The sequence below is a fragment of the Porphyromonas sp. COT-290 OH860 genome, assembly GCF_000768935.1.
Classification (GTDB): domain Bacteria; phylum Bacteroidota; class Bacteroidia; order Bacteroidales; family Porphyromonadaceae; genus Porphyromonas.
On record NZ_JRAR01000058.1, the window covers coordinates 36,680 to 53,962 of the forward strand.

At 48.9% G+C, this 17,283-nt stretch carries 9 protein-coding genes, 1 rRNA gene and 1 riboswitch; of the genes, 9 read left to right on the forward strand and 1 reads right to left on the reverse strand.

The window, feature by feature from the left end; genetic code table 11:
* Nucleotides 1-1,056: 1,056 nt before the first annotated feature.
* Genes HQ41_RS06590 through HQ41_RS06605 form a run of 4 tightly spaced genes read left to right on the forward strand, consistent with a single transcriptional unit; the run spans nt 1,057 to nt 8,445 of the window.
* Nucleotides 1,057-4,359, forward strand: coding sequence for a SusC/RagA family TonB-linked outer membrane protein (locus HQ41_RS06590; RefSeq protein ID WP_044189598.1), 3,303 nt, complete (start codon nt 1,057-1,059; stop codon nt 4,357-4,359).
* A gap of 28 nt (nt 4,360-4,387) precedes the next feature.
* Complete coding sequence (locus tag HQ41_RS06595) at nt 4,388-5,935, forward strand: RagB/SusD family nutrient uptake outer membrane protein (RefSeq protein ID WP_044189547.1); 1,548 nt, start codon at nt 4,388-4,390, stop codon at nt 5,933-5,935.
* Nucleotides 5,936-5,955: 20 nt separating this feature from the next.
* Nucleotides 5,956-7,077, forward strand: a complete 1,122-nt coding sequence (locus tag HQ41_RS06600; protein ID WP_052405327.1) for a substrate import-associated zinc metallohydrolase lipoprotein — start codon at nt 5,956-5,958, stop codon at nt 7,075-7,077.
* A 15-nt stretch (nt 7,078-7,092) separates the two neighbouring features.
* On the forward strand, nt 7,093-8,445 hold the full coding sequence (locus HQ41_RS06605; RefSeq protein WP_044189549.1) for a DUF4302 domain-containing protein: 1,353 nt from the start codon (nt 7,093-7,095) through the stop codon (nt 8,443-8,445).
* A gap of 287 nt (nt 8,446-8,732) precedes the next feature.
* Nucleotides 8,733-8,936, forward strand: a riboswitch (cobalamin riboswitch).
* Between the two features lie 292 nt (nt 8,937-9,228).
* Here HQ41_RS06605 and HQ41_RS09735 read toward each other — a convergent pair.
* Entirely contained in the window at nt 9,229-9,366 is a 138-nt protein-coding gene (locus HQ41_RS09735; protein WP_160225884.1) for a hypothetical protein, read from the reverse strand.
* A gap of 876 nt (nt 9,367-10,242) precedes the next feature.
* Between HQ41_RS09735 and gpmA the strand changes: the two genes are divergently transcribed.
* The 5 genes from gpmA (at nt 10,243) to HQ41_RS06630 (ending at nt 17,003) form a co-directional block, all read left to right on the forward strand.
* Nucleotides 10,243-10,989, forward strand: a complete 747-nt coding sequence (gene gpmA / locus HQ41_RS06610; protein ID WP_044189552.1) for a 2,3-diphosphoglycerate-dependent phosphoglycerate mutase — start codon at nt 10,243-10,245, stop codon at nt 10,987-10,989.
* A gap of 340 nt (nt 10,990-11,329) precedes the next feature.
* Nucleotides 11,330-12,043, forward strand: a complete 714-nt coding sequence (locus tag HQ41_RS06615) for a fumarate reductase (protein WP_044189555.1) — start codon at nt 11,330-11,332, stop codon at nt 12,041-12,043.
* Nucleotides 12,044-12,080: 37 nt separating this feature from the next.
* On the forward strand, nt 12,081-14,024 hold the full coding sequence (locus tag HQ41_RS06620) for a fumarate reductase/succinate dehydrogenase flavoprotein subunit (protein ID WP_044189558.1): 1,944 nt from the start codon (nt 12,081-12,083) through the stop codon (nt 14,022-14,024).
* A 21-nt stretch (nt 14,025-14,045) separates the two neighbouring features.
* Entirely contained in the window at nt 14,046-14,801 is a 756-nt protein-coding gene (locus HQ41_RS06625; RefSeq protein ID WP_044189561.1) for a succinate dehydrogenase/fumarate reductase iron-sulfur subunit, read from the forward strand.
* A gap of 707 nt (nt 14,802-15,508) precedes the next feature.
* Nucleotides 15,509-17,003 (forward strand): 16S ribosomal RNA (locus HQ41_RS06630).
* Nucleotides 17,004-17,283: the final 280 nt, after the last annotated feature.

A 17,283-nucleotide genomic window follows, 5' to 3' on the forward strand; every position in this document is an offset into this window, starting at 1 on the left:
GGGAAGGTTTGTTTAGATTGGTGGGCTAATTGGTCGAGATGTGTCCTACAATCCTCCGAGATTGATGGGAAGAAAATCTCGGAAAAGTGCCGTGAGCGGATTGAATCTCTCAAAGAGTTGTTTTATAAGTCTGATTTTCAGTGTTCTGTGAAAGGTTATTTTAGGAGGGGATTTTCGTCTTTCTAGGTTATTTGTGCCCCAAAGAGCTCGGACGCAATACAGAGCCTGCTAGAGGGCAAATATGAGGTCGGGCCATTTGTACCCTAGCCATGAGAGATTTTCCCATCAACATTCTGAAAATCGAATGAAAATATAAATTTTGGGGTTTCAAGTATATGGATTGGCTCTCGCAAAGAGTTTTTGTAGTCTGAGGCTCTCGGAAAGAGTTTATTCTGTCGGATATTCAAGCTGTATTTAGCTATTTTAGACGCTTTTCTGGTGCTGCGAAAACTTTTTACCCACAAACTCAAATGACTTGGGGGGATTAAACAAATAAAGTTATATTTGCAGGTAGGTTAAAAGATTCGAGAAGATTTATCGATGCTGGTTTCAAAATAGAAAGGCTTGTGTGTGTCGAGTTTTATTTTGTCCTGCTGGGTGTTTAACTCGCTGATGATAGGGGTAATATCTCAGTCTTGGGGTTGGTCCTGATGTGGGAGAATACTTGAGGCGGCATACGGGTTAGATGAGATTTGCAGAGAGAAACTCCTTGGGTCCATTGGTAATGAGAGTTGTGAGCTTTGGAGCTCTAGAAATTGAATCAGGTAAGTAAAAGAAGTAGATTATCGAGATAGTCATTACATATCTATATGTAAGGTTCGCCAAACTCAGTGAGGTATTCGGCAGAGTTGCCTAACACTTGCTTTGGGGCTAGCAGCTGCTATGGATTGCATTCGCTCCAGAGTGTTAGGAACGTACGAGTTTGAGCTCTCTTTCATTGTAGCCATAATTAATGTACACATATTCACCATTTAATAATTAATCAATTAGCTTATGAACATTACTAAGTACTTAGGCAAAGGTTGGTTATCAAGTTTTGGTATTTTGAGCCTCGTGATGGCTCTAGTGCTGGGGCTGGGTAATCAGTCTTATGCTCAGACCACCTCTGGGCGAACAGTCAAAGGGAAGGTAGTTGATGAGAGAGGAGAACCCCTAACGGGTGCTTCTATCCGCATCGTGGGGACGACATCTGGTGTGTCAGCCGACCTAGATGGTGCGTTCACCCTAACTCTACCTGCCGGAAAAAACGAGCTTCTGGTTTCCTTCGTGGGATACAAGGATCAGAAAGTCGTGGCCAAGAATGGCATGACGATTAAGATGCAGCCAGATAGCCAAGCGCTCTCGGAGGTCGTGGTAACGGGTATGGTCGCCACAGACAAACGCCTCTTTACTGGTGCGAGTGATAAGCTGACGGCCGATAAGGTCAAGATGGATGGTATGCCAGACGTGAGTCGTGGTCTAGAGGGTCGCTCGGCTGGGGTTTCTGTACAGAACGTGTCTGGTACATTCGGTACCGCCCCCAAGATCCGTGTCCGTGGTGCAACCTCTATCCTTGGTAGCTCTAAGCCCCTATGGGTTGTCGATGGTGTGATCCAAGAAGACATCGTGCAGGTAGGCGCAGACGATCTAAGCTCTGGTGATGCTACGACGCTTATCAGCTCGGCTATCGCAGGGCTCAATGCAGACGACATCGAGAGCTTCCAGATCCTCAAGGACGGTTCTGCAACCTCTATTTATGGTGCCAAGGCTATGGCTGGGGTAATCGTGATCACGACGAAGAAGGGTCGCAAGGGTACTAGTTCGTTCTCCTATACAGGCGAGTTCACCTCTCGCCTAGTGCCTAGCTACCGTGACTTCAATATCATGAATTCACAGGATCAGGTGGATATTTACAGGGAGCTAGAGCGCAAGGGACACCTTCGCTTCGCCGAGACCTATCGTGCTGGACGTGGCGGTCTGTATGCCAAGATGTATCAGCTCACGCACCAGTACGACCCTGCTACGGGTAAGTTCGGTCTAGCCAATACACCCGAGGCACGTGAAGCCTACCTCAGAGAGGCAGAGCTACGCAATACCGACTGGTTCGACGAGCTATTTAGCCCAGCAGTGATGCAGAACCACTCTGTAAGCATGACCTCTGGTACAGAGAATAGCCAGACCTATGCTTCTCTCTCGGTAATGACTGACCCGGGGTGGATGTATAAGAGTAAGGTAAGCCGCTATACGTTCAACGTCAATACGACATACAACCTTTCCAAGAACCTATCTCTGACTGCTATCGGAGGTGCGGCTTATCGCAATCAGACTGCTCCCGGTACTCTCGGAGCTGCTAGCGACCCAGTAAGTGGGGAGGTAACTCGTGACTTCGATATCAACCCCTTCTCGTATGCGCTCAATACCTCTCGTGCTATTGCGCCCGACGATTACTATACCAACAACTACGCCCCCTTCAATATCAAGAATGAGCTCAACAATAACTATATGGAACTCAATGTGATTGACTTGAAGTATCAGGCTGAGCTTAAATGGAAGCCCTTCAGAGAAATGACGGTCACAGCACTCGGGTCGCTCAAGTACTCGACTACGGGCCAGAGGCATATGGTTACGGAGCACTCCAACCAAGCACTTGCATTCCGTGCTATGGGTGACCCCGAAACGCAGCGCAACAACCCATTCTTGTACAAAAACCCAGACAAGCTCAATGAGCTGCCCAATACGATCCTGCCACGAGGTGGTTTCTACAATATGACCAACTACAAGCTCTTCAGCCAAGACTTCCGTCTATCGGCAGCCTACAACACAGAGCTTGCAGGGACTCACATCATCAACAGCTATGCTGGTATGGAGGTCAATGCTCAGGACCGTACACGTGACGCCGCTGAGGGTTGGGGCTTGCAGTATGACAATGGCGAAAGACCTTTCTGGGATTACCTAGCCTTCAAGAAGATGAAGGAGGACAATCAGGACTATTACCTACTGTCCAATACCTTCGGTCGTACCGTTGCCTTCTTCGCCACAGCTACCTATTCTTATAAGGGTCGCTACACGCTGACAGGTACAGGTCGCTACGAAGGGTCCAACCGTCTAGGTCGTGCCCGCACAGCTCGTTGGTTGCCTACTTGGAATATCGCTACTGCATGGAATGCTCATGAGGAAGATTTCTTCAAGAATTATCTCAGCAAGCACCTCTCGCATCTGACCTTCAAGGCTTCTTACTCTCTGACTGGTGATGCTGGTCCTACATGGATTACTAACTCGCTTGCCGTGATCGGTAGCTCATCTCCATGGCGCCCTTCTGCTCCCGAGACAGAGAACGCCAACCAGATAATCTGGCCAGAGAATAACCAGCTGACCTACGAAAAGAAGCACGAGCTCAACGTTGGCGTGGATATGGGCTTGCTCAACAACCGCATCAGCATCACAGCAGACTGGTATCAGCGTAATAACTTCGACCTAATAGGTGTGACCAACACGGTAGCTGGTATTCGCTATGGCAACGTGGCCTCCATGAAGAGCCATGGCTTCGAGCTCTCTGTCTCTACCAAGAATATCCAGTCCAAGCGTTTCAACTGGACGACCGATTTCATTTTCGGTTACAACCAGACCGAAATCACAGACCTAGATACTCGCTCGAATCTCTTCAACTTCATCAATGGTGTCGGTTATGCACGCAAGGGCTATCCTGTGCGCGCCCTCTTCTCTATCCCATTCGAGGGATTGAATGATCAGGGTCTGCCAACCTTCAAGTTCATTGATCACCATATCAATCAGGATAACTATCGTCTGATCAACTTCCAAGAAAGACAGCATCTGGGCTTCTTGAAGTACGAAGGGCCTACGGACCCAACGTTCAATGGTAGCTTCGGGAACATCTTTACATTCGACAACTTCAAGCTCAACGTCTTCGTTACCTATTCAGGTGGCAATAAGATCCGTCTAGACCCTGTCTTCCGAGCAGTGTATAGCGACTTTGGCGCTACGCCCAAGGACTTCAAGGATCGCTGGACTATGGCAGGCGAAGAAGCTCGTACCGATATCCCCGTGATCCCATCACTAAGCGACAATAGAAACTTCCAATCCCTCAATGTCGGTTACAACGCCTACAACTACTCTACGGCACGTGTCGCAGATGGTACGTTTGTACGCCTCAAGGAAGTTAGCCTCTCTTACGATCTGCCCAAGTCTTGGCTGAAGAATATGATCATCAAGTCAGCTTCTCTCAAGGTGCAGGCTACCAACCTAGCCCTACTCTACGCCGATCCTAAGCTCAAGGGACAAGACCCAGAGTTCTTCCGCTCGGGTGGTGTAGCCGCTCCTGTGCCCAAGCAGATCACAGCTACGCTGCGCATTGGATTCTAAGTCACATTCAACTAAAGCATTTAATCAGATGAATAAGTATAAAAGTCTATTGGCGGCACTCGTGCTAGGAGCTGGATTTACGAGTTGTAATGACTTCCTAGATACGCTACCCGACCGCCGAACTGATGTCAACTCTCCAGAACAAATCCGCACGCTACTAGTGTCTGCCTATCCAGAGTACTTGCGTGCAGGATTTACGGAGCAGCGCACGGACAACGTTACGGACCGTGGGGCCGAGTTTGCCCCCGGGGCGGCTCTCGTGCAAGAGAACTATTTCTGGCAGCCCGTCACTACGGTCAGTCAAGATACGCCCAACGCATTCTGGAGCGGACAGTACACGGCGCTAAGCCACGCCAACTTCGCAATGGAGGCTATTGAGAAACTTGGTGGAGTGAAGAAGAATCCTAAGTTTGGTCCTCTCATGGGTGAGGCTCTCTTGTGTCGTGCACATGCCAACTATAGCTTGGTAACGACTTTCGGGCAGGCCTACAATTCGCAGACAAGCAATACTGATCTAGGGATACCTGTCTTCACCGAGCTAGAGCGTAACTTGTACAACGTATCTACGAAGCGTGTGCCCGTTGCTCAGAACTTCGCTCAGATTGCCGAGGATATCGAGGTTGGTTTTCCCCTAATCGACGACTCAAGCTATGGAGGTAGCGTCATCAAGTACCATTTCAATAGGCGTGCTGCAGCGGCTTTCGCTGCCGAGTTTTATCTCGCTTACGAGAAGCCAGAGAAGGCACTTGAATATGCTAACATCGCTCTTGGGGATAGCCCACAGTCTGAGCTCCGTAACTGGACGGTTTTTGGCAAGCTGCCCAACATCGACGACCGTCTACGTCGCTACATCTCTTCCGAAGAGCCTGCAAACCTATTCATGCTCCCAGCTACGACTAATCTGATCTTCAACCTCTTCAACGAGAGATATGCTCACTCAAGTGCGCTAGCTAAGGCTCAGACCGTGGACTCTCCCGGGCCTTGGGGGGATCAGCTACCTCACTTCAGAGGACAGATGTTTGGTCGAGGCATGAACTTCCTACCTAAGATCTGGCGCATATTTGTTTATGAAAACGTACAAGCTGGTACTGGACTTAACCACGGCGTCTACGTGATCTATACGGTAGATAAGGCACTTCTGGCACGTGCTGAGGCTTACACTCTTATGGAGCAGTACGACAAGGCCGCAGCCGACCTCGCCATGTGGTACAAGTCCAAGGGATCGACCAAGCAACCTTCTGCACAAGAGATCGCAGACTTCTACGATCCAGAGAAATACGTAGGGGAGGCTAAGGTAAATATGCTCAAGACCCTTGCCAAGCCTCTGAATCCTAGGTTTGCCAAGCCACTACAAGGGGGCTTGCAGACTGGACTTATCCAAGCTGTCCTACACGCTCGTCGTATCGAGACTCTACACGAGGGTACTCGCTGGGACGACATCAAGCGCTATGGCATCAGGATCGAACATGAAGTTTCGGGTGGTACATCTGTAGTACTAGAGGAGCACGACCTGCGTAAGGCTATCCAAATCCCTGACGCAATCGCATCTCGTGGCGTAGCTCCAAACCCTAGATAATCACTAAACATACTGCGACAATGAATAAATTCATTTTTTCTGCTCTAGCTGGAGCATTGAGCCTCTTGGCTATAAGTAGCTGCGGTAAGGAGAAACTCGAGCCACGTGCACCTCGTGTTACCTCGCAATATGAGTCTTCTTTTGACCGATGGCTTAAGGATAACTTGCTTATCCCATACAACATCGACTATAAGTATCGATTCGAGAGCAATGAGTCTACCAGTACTGGTAACAATGTTGTACCCGCATCTCTGAGAAATGGGATCAACATCGCTCGTACACTCAAGCACACTTGGTTGGGTTCCTTCGATGAGCTCGCAGGTGAGCACTTCATGCGCTTGTACAGCCCTCGCATCATTACTCTTACGGGGACGCCCACGGTCAATGACGATGGTACGGTTACACTTGGTCAGGCCGAGGGTGGTCTAAAGATCTCTCTGACCAATGCTGAGGCTTTTGATGCAAGTAGCGTGGACAAGCTCAACGAGCTCTTCCTGCATACGATGTATCATGAGTTTATGCATATCCTGCACCAAAATCGCATCTGGGACCAGAACTATAGTCTGCTCAGTGCCTCTGGTTACACAGAAACGGGCTGGCAGAATAGGCACAAAACCGAGGAGTATGCAAGCCTAGGCTTCGTGACCGCTTACTCGGCCCGTAACCCAGAGGAGGATATCACAGAGGTAACAGCGTGCTACATCACATTCAACGACGCTCAGTGGAAGGAAGTGAGAGATGCTGCGGGTACCGAGGGTAATGTGATCATCGACCGTAAGATTCAGATCATGAAGGATTATATGCTCAAAGAGTGGAAGATCGACATGGACGCCCTGAAGGCTACGGCTACCAAGCGTGCTAGCGAGATCGCCAAGATGAAGCTCATTGAGCCCGAGTGGGAGGAGCTAATCAATGATCAGCTACGTGCCTTCACCCCTCTAAGCCCCAAGAAGGCGCAGCAGAGAGAGCTGATCATCAATGCCCTGCTGAGAAACCCCAAGCAGCTGCACGGCTCGGACCACAAGACTGGAGGTCATCTGTGTCAGTTTGCCACTCAGTTTAGATCGGAGATTGCAGAGGCCGCTGGCCGCTCAGGCTCCTTGCAGATCGAGGGCGGAGAGCATCATGTGTTGAATAACTAATAAGTCAGAGAAGACATGAATCTTAAAATAAATTTCGCTAAGAAGCTAGTACTTGCAGGGCTGCTTACCTTAGGTGTTGGCTTGACGAGTTGCCGCTCGGATAAAGATCTTTTTGATAAGTCCCCCGAGGTTCGTCTAGACGAAGCTCAGAACGAGGTGCTTAAGTTGCTACATGGTAGTGAACATGGTTGGGTGCTACAGTTCCAAGCAGGTGAGAATGCTCGCTTCGGTGGTTTCCTCCTAACTCTTAAATTCAATGACAAGGGAGAAGTGCTCGTGGGTAATGATCTGCTGCGCGAACAAGGAACCAACGATATCTTATTTGCCAAGAGTTTGTACAAGATTGGTGGCGATCGTGCTGCTACCTTGCGTTTCGATACCTTCAATGAGGTGCTCCACTATTTCTCTCGTCCTGACATCAGAGGAGGTGGAGGCCCGGGTAAGGGCTATGAGTCCGACTTCAACTTCTTAATCCAAAAGATCCATGACGATAAGAAAACTATTGATCTGATCGGAGAGAAGCGTCGCACTATGGCTCGACTCGTGAAGTTAGATATGCCCATGGCTGAGTATATCGCCAAGGTTCTTGAAATGAGAGTTGTAATGCCTAACTACGAAGCTCAGTCAGACAAACAGAAGCTAGGCTTTACCGTGGAGCTAGAAGGCAAAACTTACACGTTTATGCCCAAAGCTAGAGGAATTGACACCTATGTGGTGTCTGCCGAGGGTGTCAAGGAATTTGAGATGTCGTTTTGGCATACTGCTCAAGGGATCAGCTTTGCTCAGCCTGTAGCTGGAGTCACAGGGCTCGTCTATAACGCCGATACAAAGGAAGTGACGACTAATACTGGAGTTAAGATCGTAGAACTCGAAGACAAAGCTCTCGCTCTTTATAAGACTTTTGTAGGTACATATAAACTTGAGTATACTTACACGGTGAACCAGCAGGGTCAGAAGCGCCAAGGTTCTGTGGATATTACCCTCGAGCTTAACCCAGACGTCACCTATGGATACAAGGTTGGGGGGCTTGGCTTCCGAGCTGTGGCTCGCTTCAACAGAGATACCCAGACCCCAGAATTCCATTGGCAGGAGATTAAGGGTCTAGATTTGAATCAAGATGTAGAGGCGGTCTACTGGGGACCTCTACAAGGCGATAGCAATTTGATCCCTCATGAGGCCGCAGGTATGTATTTTGCCCCAATTGAGGGAAGCAATCCTGCTGAGTATGTCCTCAAGGGGAATAGAGCAACTCCCGAATCTGATAGGTTTGCGTTTCTCGTGAAATATAAGGATGGGAAATGGGGATTAACTAGGCTCTCGCAGTCCCTACCTGCTATCATGGAGAAGATGAAAGTTACTAGAAAGTAATCTTATTCTAAGATAAAATCCTATTTCAGTAAGGGGTTGGGTCAATTATTGGCTCAACCCCTTTTGCATGTTTAGTAGAATGCCTCAAGTGCGAGCCTCTAAGTTAATGCTATGAGTCTCTATGAGTCGAAAGCATTGCTGGGGTGGTACTGGCTCATTATGGTATACTACCTATTTGCTTAGAGGAGAGATCGCCCTTGGGTAGTGCTGAGGCAAAGTTTTTGAGGGTGGTACACTGCATAAAAAGTGATGAACAATTGTTATGTTGAATTATTTATCTAATTTTGTCACCGTTGAGCAGTAAAAGTCTGCATTTGCAGGCTTTGCAAGGGAATCCAGTGAAAGTCTGGAACAGTACCCGCTACTGTAAATTCGTCTACTCCTATAGGGGTGGTAAACTTGGTGCACCAAAAGTCACTGGCCATAGGCTGGGAAGACGCATCAGGCTATGCGGATAAGTCAGGAGACCTGCTGTTTGACTATGATGCCACAATCTCGGGAATAAGATTGGACGCGGAAATCATCACAGTATCTACGGAGTGCCTCCTGCACCTGTACTACTCGATGTGCATATAAGCCTAGGCTGGATATGCAGATGCGACTATGCTCTTCCCCTGTTGCGGACTGATTGACTTGCGAGCATAGAGCCGGGTAGTGTTTATGACAGCAGACTATTTTTTGCCACTGACGTATCTCCTCATAGCCATTGGGGTACGGATGGATGTATGCATGGTAGTAGCGTCGTGTCCTGATTGATGATTATCCAACCTATAACCTACCTTACTACTCTGTTTGAGGACGCACTCCCTCGCTCATAGCTCCAAGATGTATCGTGCGTGACAGCCCTAGATGCCCCCAAGCCTCAAGCCATAGAGCTAGAGCTTGGGGTCGGAGATGGTGTGTGGCTTTGACATCGTGCATTATCCAGTCTGTCCGACAAACTCCACTCCTATACCCTTCTCGTATAGGCTTTCATTAACCAAAGCAAAAAAGACAGATACTGGCTACCTAGGCTAGGTGCATCTCTTTGGGCCGAGAGGCTCGGAGTAGCTGTGCCTAGCCTTAAATATATACGCCTCCCTTGCTGCGTTAGCCTCCTAGAGGTGTGTATGCGACTCTTGGCTACAGCCAGATGCATCAATCAGCCCTGCTTGTTTTTCATCACTTTGGTTAAAGAGTGTAAATGGATTACGAATAAATTTGAGTGAATAGGGGAGTAGTTTCTAAAGACTGTCAGCGTGTTTGCTGCAAATTAATGGGGAGATTTTTGGGGATCTATGGGCTAACTTGCTTGAGTGTGTCCACCAATTCCAAAGGATTGATGGGGAGAAATGCCAAAAGTAGAGTAAGGAAGTTCTGGAAGTGTTTGATGTGATGTTTTATGTGTTTGTTTATTAGACAGTTGTGTGGCGTCCGTTTTACATGGGTGTTTTCATGGGGGTAAGGGTTAGCTGCCTAAGCGAGGTTGGACGCAGCCTAGGGCTTCCTAGGGGCAAATACGAGGTGTGGGGTGTTTGTCCTCTCTCTGTCGGTGACCGATGTGTAGGTGTATCAAAGTTCGCCTGAGATGTATTTATTTGTTAAAGCTCGGTCTTGTGCTGTCTTACTCAATGCTTAGATGTGGCATGCTCTTTTTGCTCGGGTTTGCTCTGAGTGGCTGGTCTAGAGTATAGAGATGATAGCTTGGCCGTAGTGGTATTGATCTGCCCTGTGTCCTATGCTGATTCGGCAAAATAATAGTACCTTTGTGTCTGTATAAGCGAGTTATATCAATATCACCACATAACGTAATTAGAAATGAAGAGAATTGTATTGATCCGTCACGGCGAAAGCGTGTGGAACAAGGAGAACCGCTTCACCGGTTGGACCAACGTAGATCTATCAGAGAAGGGTGTTGAGGAAGCCAAGAAGGCTGGTGAGCTGCTCAAGAAAGAGGGCTTCCGCTTCAGTAAGGCCTATACATCTTATCTCAAGCGTGCCATCAAGACGCTCAACCAGATCCTCGATGTCATGGACCTCGACTGGATCCCAGTAGAGAAGAGCTGGCGTCTGAATGAGAAACACTATGGTATGCTCCAAGGACTCAACAAGGCAGAGACTGCAGAGAAGTATGGCGACGAACAGGTGCTCATCTGGCGTCGTAGCTACGATGTACCTCCTACTCCACTAGAGAAGGCCGACGAGCGTAGCCCATTTGCAGACCCACGCTATGCGGGCGTTGTGCCTGCCTATCTGCCCCTAACGGAGGCTCTCTGCCACTGCGTAGATCGTACGCTCCCTTACTGGCAGAATAACATCTTCCCCTCGCTCGTAGAGCATGACGATGTGCTGGTAGCTGCTCACGGCAATAGCCTTCGTGGTATCATTAAGGTACTCAAGGGTATCAGCGACGAGGACATCATCGCCCTCAATCTACCAACGGCTGTTCCTTATGTGTTTGAGTTCGACGATGAGCTAAACCTCGTTAAGGACTACTTCCTAGGCGACCCAGAGGAGATCAAGAAGTTGATGGAGGCTGTAGCCAACCAAGGCAAGAAGAAATAATTACCCCTTAGATTGATGCCATAGCTCGTTTTTGGCTCGAATCTAGAGGTCGCTAAGATACTCAAGCTAGGTCATGCACAATCTACGTGTATGGCCTAGCTTGTTTCGTATAGGGAGGGCCTAGTTTGTTCAGTCAATCAGAAATATACCTAATCAAGGGGAGCGATAGAATATAATTGGGGCTTTTTTTCGCTATTTATGGCTGTAATATACCTAAATGGTTTATCTTTGTCCTCGGAAAGCGGTTAGGTCAGATTGTGCTTTGGTTAATGTGCTCTACTAATGCGCTAAAAGAGGAGTTCTGTGTTGGAATAAACTTTAATTTAATAAATAGTTGTTTATGTCGTGGTTAATTAAATCTTCGATTGGCCGTAAGCTGGTGATGAGTATCTCTGGTCTTGCGTTGATCTTGTTTCTGACCTTCCACATGTCCATGAACCTCGTGGCTCTGTTCTCGGAGGAAGGCTACAACATGATCTGTGAATTTCTAGGAGCAAACTGGTATGCACTCGTAGCAACCAAAGCGCTCGCACTACTCTTCCTTGTGCACATCATCTATGCGCTGATCCTGACTATGCAGAACCGCAAGGCTCGTGGCAATAGTGCATACGGTGTCGTAGACAAGCCCAAGGGAGTGGAGTGGGCGTCGCAGAATATGATGGTGCTTGGCGTGATCGTGTTACTAGGTCTAGGTCTACACATGTTCAATTTCTGGGCTAAGATGCAGCTAGCAGAGCTACAGCATATTCATGATCTTGGTATTCCCGGAGTGAATGGCCCTACGGACGGAGCTGGCCTCATTCGCTACACGTTCTCCAATCCAGTTTATGTGCTACTCTATCTCGTATGGCTCGCCGCTCTGTGGTTCCATCTAGCACATGGCTTCTGGAGCTCTCTACATACCATCGGCTGGAACAACAATACTTGGCTCAAGCGTCTGGAGACAATCTCCAACATCTACGCTACTGTACTTGTCCTAGGCTTTGCCCTCGTGGTGGTTTACTTCTTCCTGCAATCTCTCTGTGCTGGTAGTATGTCTTGCCCATTTGCATAAGCTCACTTAGTGTTTTACCCAAAGATACATGACTATTATGTCTAAGATAAACTCCAAAATACCACAGGGCCCATTGGCCGAGAAGTGGACGAACTACAAGAATCATCAGAAACTTGTAAACCCTGCCAATAAGCGTCGCCTAGATGTGATCGTGGTAGGTACGGGTCTAGCAGGGGCTTCGGCTGCTGCATCACTTGGTGAGATGGGCTTCAATGTCCTTAACTTCTGTATCCAAGACTCTCCTCGTCGTGCACACTCAATCGCCGCTCAGGGAGGTATCAACGCAGCTAAGAACTATCAAAACGACGGCGACTCTGTCTATCGCCTCTTCTACGATACGATCAAGGGTGGCGACTACCGTGCTCGTGAGGCCAACGTTTATCGCCTTGCCGAGGTGGCTAACTCTATTATTGACCAATGTGTGGCTCAGGGTGTGCCTTTCGCTCGTGAGTACGGAGGCTTGCTAGACAACCGCTCATTCGGTGGTGCTCAGGTATCCCGTACATTCTACGCTCGTGGCCAGACGGGTCAGCAGCTTCTCCTCGGTGCTTATTCTGCGCTTAGCCGCCAAGTAGGTAAGGGCGCCGTGAAGCTCTACACGCGCTACGAGATGCTCGATCTCGTGATGATCGATGGTCGTGCTCGTGGTATCATCGCCCGCAACCTCGTGACGGGTAAGATCGAGCGCTTCGCTGCTCATGCTGTAGTAATCGGTACTGGTGGCTATGGTAACGCCTTCTTCCTTTCAACCAATGCTATGGCCTCCAACGGTTCGGCTGCTTGGCAGTGCTACAAGAAGGGGGCTTATTTCGCCAATCCATGTATGGCGCAGATCCACCCAACTTGTATCCCCGTACACGGCGAGTTCCAATCTAAGCTCACGCTGATGTCCGAGTCGCTACGTAATGACGGGCGTATCTGGGTGCCCAAGAAGCTAGAGGACGCCAAGAAGCTACAGGAAGGCAAGATTCGCCCAACTGAGATCAAGGAAGAGGATCGCGACTACTATCTAGAGCGTCGCTACCCTGCTTTTGGTAACCTCGTGCCACGTGACGTGGCTAGCCGTGCAGCCAAGGAGCGCTGCGATGCAGGCTATGGGGTAAACAATACAGGTCTTGCCGTATTCCTAGACTTCTCGTCTGCTATCCAGCGACTCGGCAAGGACGTGGTGGAGGCTCGCTACGGCAACCTCTTCCAGATGTACGAGAAGATTACCAACGACAATCCTTACGAAACGCCTATGATGATCTACCCTGCTATCCACTACACGATGGGTGGTATCTGGGTAGACTACGAGCTGATGACCTCTATCCCCGGTCTATTCGCCATCGGTGAGGCCAACTTCTCCGACCACGGTGCCAACCGCCTAGGAGCTTCGGCGCTGATGCAGGGCTTGGCAGACGGCTACTTCGTACTGCCCTACACGATCCAGAACTATCTGGCGGACCAGATTCAAGTGCCACGCTTCAGCACAGACCGCAAGGAGTTTGACGAGGCTGAGCAGGGCATCAAGGATCGCATTGCTCGCCTAATGGGTATCAAGGGCCAGCAGAGCGTAGACAGCCTACACAAGAAGCTCGGCCACATCATGTGGGATTTCGTAGGTATGGGACGTGAGAAGGCAGGTCTAGAGAAGGCTATCCAAGACCTCAAGAGGCTCAAGAAAGAGTTCTGGAACGATGTGCGTATCCCCGGCGAAGCCAACGACCTTAATGTAGAGCTCGAGAAGGCACTTCGTCTAGCGGACTTCATCGAGATCGGTGAGCTGATGGCACACGATGCCCTCGACCGTGAGGAGAGCTGCGGTGGTCACTTCCGCCTAGAGCATCAGACCGAGGAGGGAGAAGCACTTCGCCACGACGAGCTATTCTCATACGTATCATGTTGGGAATATCAAGGCGAGGACAAGGATCCTATCATGAACAAGGAGCCACTCGACTACGAATTCGTTGTGCGTCAGCAGCGTAACTATAAGAACTAATTCCCCTAACTGAATAAACTCATGGACAAGAATATAAACATCAAAGTAAAGGTTTGGCGTCAGAGAGGTCCTCAGGCTAAGGGGGCATTCGAGACTTACGAACTGCAAAATATCTCGCAGGGTAGCTCATTCCTTGAGATGATGGACGTACTCAATGAGCAGCTCATTCGTCAGGGCAAGGAGCCCGTAGTTTTCGACCACGACTGTCGTGAGGGTATCTGCGGTATGTGCTCGCTTTATATTAATGGTCACCCACACGGGCCTGATGATAGTATCACGACTTGTCAGCTACACATGCGCCGTTTCAACGATGGCGATACTATCACCGTAGAGCCATGGCGTTCGGCTGGTTTCCCTGTGATCCGCGACCTTATGGTAGACCGTACTGCCTATGACAAGATTATCCAAGCTGGTGGCTTCGTATCTGTAAATACAGGCGGGATACCCGATGCCAACGCTATCCCTATCCCCAAGAAGGACGCCGATATGGCTATGGACGCCGCCGCTTGTATCGGTTGTGGTGCTTGTGCCGCTGCTTGTAAGAATGGCTCTGCGATGCTCTTCGTATCGGCTAAGGTTAGCCAGCTAGCCCTCCTGCCACAGGGTAAGGTAGAAGCTGCTCGCCGTGCTAAGGCTATGGTCGCCAAGATGGACGAGCTGGGTTTCGGTAACTGTACGAATACACGTGCCTGCGAAGTGGAGTGCCCCAAGAACATCTCCATTAGCAATATTGCTCGCCTGAACCGCGAGTTCATCAGCGCAAAATTCAAAGACTAGGTTTAGTTAGGTTGGATAAGAGAGGGCGGTGTGTCGAGGTGTGAGCTTCGGCGTACCGCCCTCTTGCTTCTAGTACTATATAATTTTGCTCGGGCGTCCCTACTTCTTTATCAAACGCGGGGACTCTGTTCGCTGTCTATAGTGACAGTTTTGGGCCTTTAAGATATGTCTATGCCCTGTCGTCGTACTTTGCCTTCGCTTTTTTATTGTTTTTGGGGGATTTTCTGCAAATTTTTCTTGGGTTCTAATTGTTTGATATTTATTGTTTTGTTTGTATTTTAGTGGAGTGTAGTAAAAATATTTTGCTGTAATATTTGGTTTGTAATAAAGTTTTGCTCTATCTTTGCAACCGCAAACGAGACGGATAGTGCCTCTCTAGCGAGTGGGGCAGTTTCAGGAGAAAAAACTTAAGATAGCTTGAGCGGGGAGACCTGCGAAAAGCGCCATAAGAGATCTTTGAGATATTTGATATTGACAATTACAGAAGTGTAGTANGGAGAAAAAACTTAAGATAGCTTGAGCGGGGAGACCTGCGAAAAGCGCCATAAGAGATCTTTGAGATATTTGATATTGACAATTACAGAAGTGTAGTACAAGAACGTTTAGAAACAGATCTAACCGTCAATTTATTACAGGGAATTCAGTAAATTATTAATTAGGCAACATCCTAAGGGCGTTAAAACAGAAACAAACAAATCAAAAATATGACAGTGAAGAGTTTGATCCTGGCTCAGGATGAACGCTAGCGATAGGCTTAACACATGCAAGTCGAGGGGCAGCATGAACTTAGCTTGCTAAGTTTGATGGCGACCGGCGCACGGGTGCGTAACGCGTATGCAACTTGCCTCGTAGAGGGGGATAACCCGTTGAAAGACGGACTAATACCGCGTATGCTCACAAGGTCGCATGATCATGTGAGGAAAGAATTTTGCTACGAGATAGGCATGCGTCCCATTAGCTAGTTGGTGAGGTAACGGCTCACCAAGGCAACGATGGGTAGGGGAACTGAGAGGTTGAACCCCCACACTGGTACTGAGACACGGACCAGACTCCTACGGGAGGCAGCAGTGAGGAATATTGGTCAATGGGCGGGAGCCTGAACCAGCCAAGTCGCGTGAAGGATGAAGGTCTTATGGATTGTAAACTTCTTTTATAGGGGAATAACGGCTAGCACGTGTGCTGGATTGAATGTACCCTATGAATAAGCATCGGCTAACTCCGTGCCAGCAGCCGCGGTAATACGGAGGATGCGAGCGTTATCCGGATTTATTGGGTTTAAAGGGTGCGTAGGTGGCTTGTTAAGTCAGCGGTGAAAGGTTCGAGCTCAACTTGGACATTGCCGTTGAAACTGGCGAGCTTGAGTGTAGATGAGGTAGGCGGAATGCATGGTGTAGCGGTGAAATGCTTAGATATCATGCAGAACTCCGATTGCGAAGGCAGCTTACTAAGGTACAACTGACACTGAAGCACGAAAGCGTGGGTATCAAACAGGATTAGATACCCTGGTAGTCCACGCAGTAAACGATGATTACTGGGCGTATGCGATATACAGTATGCTCCTGAGCGAAAGCGTTAAGTAATCCACCTGGGGAGTACGCCGGCAACGGTGAAACTCAAAGGAATTGACGGGGGCCCGCACAAGCGGAGGAACATGTGGTTTAATTCGATGATACGCGAGGAACCTTACCCGGGATTGAAATGTAGATGACATATGGTGAAAGCCGTTTTCCCTTCGGGGCATCTATGTAGGTGCTGCATGGTTGTCGTCAGCTCGTGCCGTGAGGTGTCGGCTTAAGTGCCATAACGAGCGCAACCCCTGTCCTTGGTTGCCATCAGGTTATGCTGGGAACTCCGAGGAGACTGCCGTCGTAAGGCGTGAGGAAGGTGGGGATGACGTCAAATCAGCACGGCCCTTACATCCGGGGCGACACACGTGTTACAATGGGGAGGACAAAGGGCAGCTACTGGGCGACCAGATGCGAATCTCTAAACCTCTTCACAGTTCGGATTGGAGTCTGCAACTCGACTCCATGAAGCTGGATTCGCTAGTAATCGCGCATCAGCCATGGCGCGGTGAATACGTTCCCGGGCCTTGTACACACCGCCCGTCAAGCCATGGGAGTCTGGAGTACCTAAAGTCCGTAACCGCGAGAGTCGTAACAAGGTAGCCGTACCGGAAGGTGCGGCTGGAACACCTCCTTTCTGGAGACCTTTAGGTTAGACTGGTTAAGGGATTCTTTGTAGATGGTTAGTGAAGGTCTAGACCACTACACTTCTTGTCAATATCTTATCTCACCTCATCGAAGCTCGGTCTAGTAATAGATCGAGCTTTTTTTGTGTCAATACCTCTATAGTAAATGCGTCCTATACTTACTCTATGATTAGCTTATAGCGGTGAAGTGTAAGAGAGTTTAGTTGATGTATTTACCTCGGTCTAGGGTATGTGAATGGATCTTGTTTAAATTTGCCCGAGGGAAGTTAA

Bases quoted from the DNA above. Each gene is read 5' to 3' on its own strand.
- gpmA (WP_044189552.1), top strand. From the start codon at position 10,243: ATGAAGAGAATTGTATTGATCCGTCACGGCGAAAGCGTGTGGAACAAG.
- HQ41_RS06590 (WP_044189598.1), top strand. From the start codon at position 1,057: ATGGCTCTAGTGCTGGGGCTGGGTAATCAGTCTTATGCTCAGACCACC.
- HQ41_RS06595 (WP_044189547.1), top strand. From the start codon at position 4,388: ATGAATAAGTATAAAAGTCTATTGGCGGCACTCGTGCTAGGAGCTGGA.
- HQ41_RS06620 (WP_044189558.1), top strand. From the start codon at position 12,081: ATGTCTAAGATAAACTCCAAAATACCACAGGGCCCATTGGCCGAGAAG.
- HQ41_RS06625 (WP_044189561.1), top strand. From the start codon at position 14,046: ATGGACAAGAATATAAACATCAAAGTAAAGGTTTGGCGTCAGAGAGGT.
- HQ41_RS06600 (WP_052405327.1), top strand. From the start codon at position 5,956: ATGAATAAATTCATTTTTTCTGCTCTAGCTGGAGCATTGAGCCTCTTG.
- HQ41_RS09735 (WP_160225884.1), bottom strand. From the start codon at position 9,366: ATGCACGATGTCAAAGCCACACACCATCTCCGACCCCAAGCTCTAGCT.
- HQ41_RS06605 (WP_044189549.1), top strand. From the start codon at position 7,093: ATGAATCTTAAAATAAATTTCGCTAAGAAGCTAGTACTTGCAGGGCTG.
- HQ41_RS06615 (WP_044189555.1), top strand. From the start codon at position 11,330: ATGTCGTGGTTAATTAAATCTTCGATTGGCCGTAAGCTGGTGATGAGT.